Origin of the sequence: Synechococcus sp. R55.4 (genome assembly GCF_047461935.1) — a bacterium.
GTDB lineage: Bacteria > Cyanobacteriota > Cyanobacteriia > Thermostichales > Thermostichaceae > Thermostichus.
In genome coordinates, this window is record NZ_JANSIF010000085.1 from 1 (window position 1) to 3597 (window position 3597).

A 3597-nucleotide genomic window follows, 5' to 3' on the forward strand; every position below is an offset into this window, starting at 1 on the left:
GGTTCCAACCCCAAATCTGCCACCCTGGTCAAGCGCAAAGATGGCTCCTACTACATCCAGATTTGCGTAGAGAAAAACTACATCCAGATTTGCGTAGAGAAAAAGCCACCCAAGCAACAAGATACCGACAAGGTGATCGGGGTGGATTTGGGCAGGACGGATATTGCTCATACATCGGAAGGAGATCACTGGAATGGACAGCAGTTGAGCAGAGTCCGAGAGCGCTACTCCCGGTTGAGGGCGGTACTCCAACGCAAAGCCAGTAAGGGCACACGCAGTTCGCAGCGCAGATGCAGAGAACTGTTGCAACGGCTGTCTGGCAAGGAGAGGCGCTTTCAGGCGTGGGTCAATCATCGCATCTCCAAAGCTATTGTCTCTAGGGCAAAGACCACAAACAGCGCTATTGCCCTGGAAGACCTGACAGGGATCCGGGAAAGGGTCAATCAACAGCCACGCAGCAAAGCTGAGCGCCGCAGAACCAATAACTGGGCGTTCTACCAGCTTAGGATGTTTGTGGTCTACAAGGCTGCCATCGCCGGAGTACCTGTGGTGCTGGTTCCGCCTGCCTACACGTCGCAGACCTGCCACCGGTGTTTGCATATCCATCCCGACCCTGCGCAATCCTACCGCAATGGGAAGCAGTTTAAGTGTGGGCACTGTGGATGGGAAGGGGATGCGGACTGGAATGGAGCCAACATGATTGCTAAACTTGGGGCTGCCGTAAACCAGCCTAGAGGTCCGTGGTTGGCTTGCCAACTGCAGGGCTACCGAAAGCCCGCCCTGTACTGCGAAGTAGTCAGGGTCGGGTAGTTTACAAGTGACTTTAGCCGCCCGCAGCAGTGGGATGGAGTTTTTGCTCACGGATGAAGCTCCCCTGCTCTCGGTGGGGGGAGTGTCCCGTTATTTGAAATCGCTGCTGGCCGGGGATCCCTACTTGGTCAGGCTGTGGGTGAGCGGGGAAGTCTCCAGTTGCCAGCGCAACCGCAATGGCCACCTGTTCTTGACCCTAGTCGATCCGGAAACCGGTGACGTTCTCAAGGGGGTGGTCTGGCAGGGCCAAACTTCCAGGCTCAGCTTCTGGCCGGAAGTGGGGCAACAGGTGCTTGCCCTTGGGCAACTTGGCATCTATAGCGGCAGCAGCCATTATCGCCTCGTCATCTGGCAATTGCTGCCTGCCGGGGAAGGGCTGTTGGCGTTGCGATTTCAACAGCTCAAGGCCCGCCTCAGTGCTGAGGGCTTGTTCGATAACCAACGACCTCTGCCTGTTCATCCCCAGTGCATTGCCGTCGTCAGTTCCCCCCACGCTGCCGGCTGGGGAGATATTCGGCGCACCCTCAACCAGCGCTACCCCGGGCTACGGGTGCTGTTCTCCCCAGCTCAAGTGCAAGGGGAGGCGGCCCCGGAATCAATTGTGCGGGCCATTCGCCGGGTGGAACAGGATGGGCGGGCGGAAGTGCTTCTTTTGGCGCGGGGCGGTGGAGCCAGCGAAGATTTGGCCTGTTTTAACGATGAGCGGGTGGTGCGAGCCATTGCCGAATGTCGGATCCCGGTGGTCACCGGGATTGGCCACCAGCGGGATGAAACCCTGGCTGACTACGCTGCCGACTACGCCGCCCATACCCCAACGGCAGCTGCCGAGCGGATCGTGCCGGATCTGGGGGAATTGCAGCGTCAGGGATCCCAGTTGCGCCAGAAGTTGATCGAACGCACTCGCCAAGCTTTGGAAAAAGCCCAGCAGCGTTTGCAGCAGGCCCAACACCACCTGGCTTACGTGCATCCAGAGCGGCTGTTGCAACAGGCTCAGGATCGCTTGACCCAACACCAACATCGCCTGCTCCAAGCCGTGCGCCATCGCTTCCAGCAACGCCAACAGCACCAACAGGCCCTGCAAGATCGCCTCCAAGCGCTCGATCCCGAAGCCATTCTGAAACGGGGCTATGCCTTGGTGCGAGATGAAGAGGGATCCCTGATCCGCACCCATCGCCTGCCTCCCCAAACCCGCCTGATGATACAACTGGCCTCGGGAAGCCTATGGGTACGAGTAGAGGAGAGCCATGAGCCGCCGCAAACGTGAGGAGCCGTGGCGCTATGAAGCAGCCATTGCCGAAGTGGAAACTTTGATTGCCCAGATTGAATCGGGGGAGCTGGATCTGGCCGAGGTGGTGGAGCGCTTTCAACAGGCCGCCCGAACCCTGAAAACCTGCGCGGACTTCCTGGAGCAAAAGCGGCAGCAGGTGGAGATCATCATCGAGCAATTGGGCCAAGAGGAAGAAGACTCTCAAGCGTTCTAGGGATCCCACCTGATCATTCCCCCTGCACTGCTGTCGCCATTCTGCTTCACTATGGATGGTCGTTGGATGGTTGTCTTTATCCTTGCGCCCCCATGCCCGCAAAGATCCTCGATGGCAAAGCCTTAGCCGCCCGCTTGCAAGCGGAGATGGCCGCCCAAGTGCAAGCTTGGATACCCCAGGTGGGCCGGCCACCGGGATTGGCAGTGCTGCGGGTTGGAGAGGATCCCGCCAGTGCGGCTTACGTGCGTGGCAAAGAGCGGGCCTGTGAGCGGTTGGGCATTGCTTCTTTTGGCCGACATTTTTCCGCCCAAGACTCCCCTGCCCATTTGCTCGACACCATCGACCAACTCAATCAGGACGAGCGGGTGGATGGCATCCTCGTCCAACTGCCCCTGCCCCCCGGCTGGGATCCCATCCCCCCCCTTCTGGCCATCAATCCCGACAAAGATGTGGATGGACTCCATCCCCTCAACCTGGGCCGGCTGTTGCGCGGCGAGCCCGGCTTGCGCAGTTGTACCCCCTTGGGCGTGATGCGCCTGTTGCAAGCAGAAGGGATCCCGATTGCAGGCCGAAAGGCAGTGGTGGTCGGTCGCAGCATCTTGGTGGGCAAGCCCTTGAGCTTGATGTTGTTGGCCGCCGATGCGACGGTCACCCTAGCCCACTCCCGCACCCCCGACTTGGCAGAAGTGACCCGCGCCGCCGACATTGTGGTGATGGCCGTGGGCCGCCCCCGCCTATTGAGGGCAGACATGGTGAAACCCGGCGCGGTGGTCATCGACGTTGGCATCAACCGCATCGAGACCCCCACCGGAGCCGAGCAATTGGTGGGAGATGTGGACTATGAAGCGGTCAAAGAGTTGGCCGCTGCCATCACGCCCGTACCGGGAGGCGTAGGGCCGATGACGGTAACGATGCTGCTGGCCAACACCCTACAGAGCTATAAACTGCGCAGCCACTTGTGTAGTCATTATTAAACAGGAATGAAACATTTCTGTTGCATTGTTCCCTAACTTCCCTCTCTCTCTGGGAGAAGAGCTGGGGTTGGTCGCGGCAGCGGCACAGAGCGCTTGGGGAGTGTCTCAATCTAGCTTGAAATGACTATGGTTTGGAGACTGTTCTCAAAATGTTCTGTTGCTTGGATCCTCCCCCTTTGGCCCAGAAGAGTGAGGAATGGAGAAGTTGCCCCAGAGGAGTTTGAGGTGACCGCTGCAAATGTCCAAGCTGCGCGCGGAGCATGACTCTAGTCAATAATAAGCTCAACTATACTGAAAATAATGTATAATATGTTCAGTACGGATTACTACCA

At 58.5% G+C, this 3597-nt stretch carries 4 protein-coding genes; all 4 read left to right on the forward strand.

The genetic code is table 11. From position 1 onward, the window contains the following. A partial coding sequence (locus NW842_RS13820; RefSeq protein WP_414418265.1) for an RNA-guided endonuclease InsQ/TnpB family protein occupies positions 1–810 on the forward strand: 810 nt, incomplete at its 5' end. Positions 811–817: 7 nt separating this feature from the next. Beyond that, a complete protein-coding gene (xseA, locus tag NW842_RS13825) occupies positions 818–2074 on the forward strand; it encodes an exodeoxyribonuclease VII large subunit (protein ID WP_414418266.1) in 1257 nt (418 codons plus the stop codon). After that, entirely contained in the window at positions 2055–2291 is a 237-nt protein-coding gene (gene xseB / locus NW842_RS13830; protein WP_414350295.1) for an exodeoxyribonuclease VII small subunit, read from the forward strand. The genes xseA and xseB overlap by 20 nt, the downstream gene beginning before the upstream one ends. 92 nt (positions 2292–2383) lie before the next feature. Continuing rightward, positions 2384–3265 carry a bifunctional methylenetetrahydrofolate dehydrogenase/methenyltetrahydrofolate cyclohydrolase FolD gene (folD, locus tag NW842_RS13835; RefSeq protein WP_011431762.1) on the forward strand — a complete coding sequence of 294 codons (882 nt, stop codon included), beginning with the start codon at positions 2384–2386 and terminating at the stop codon, positions 3263–3265. The last annotated feature ends 332 nt before the right edge of the window (positions 3266–3597 follow it).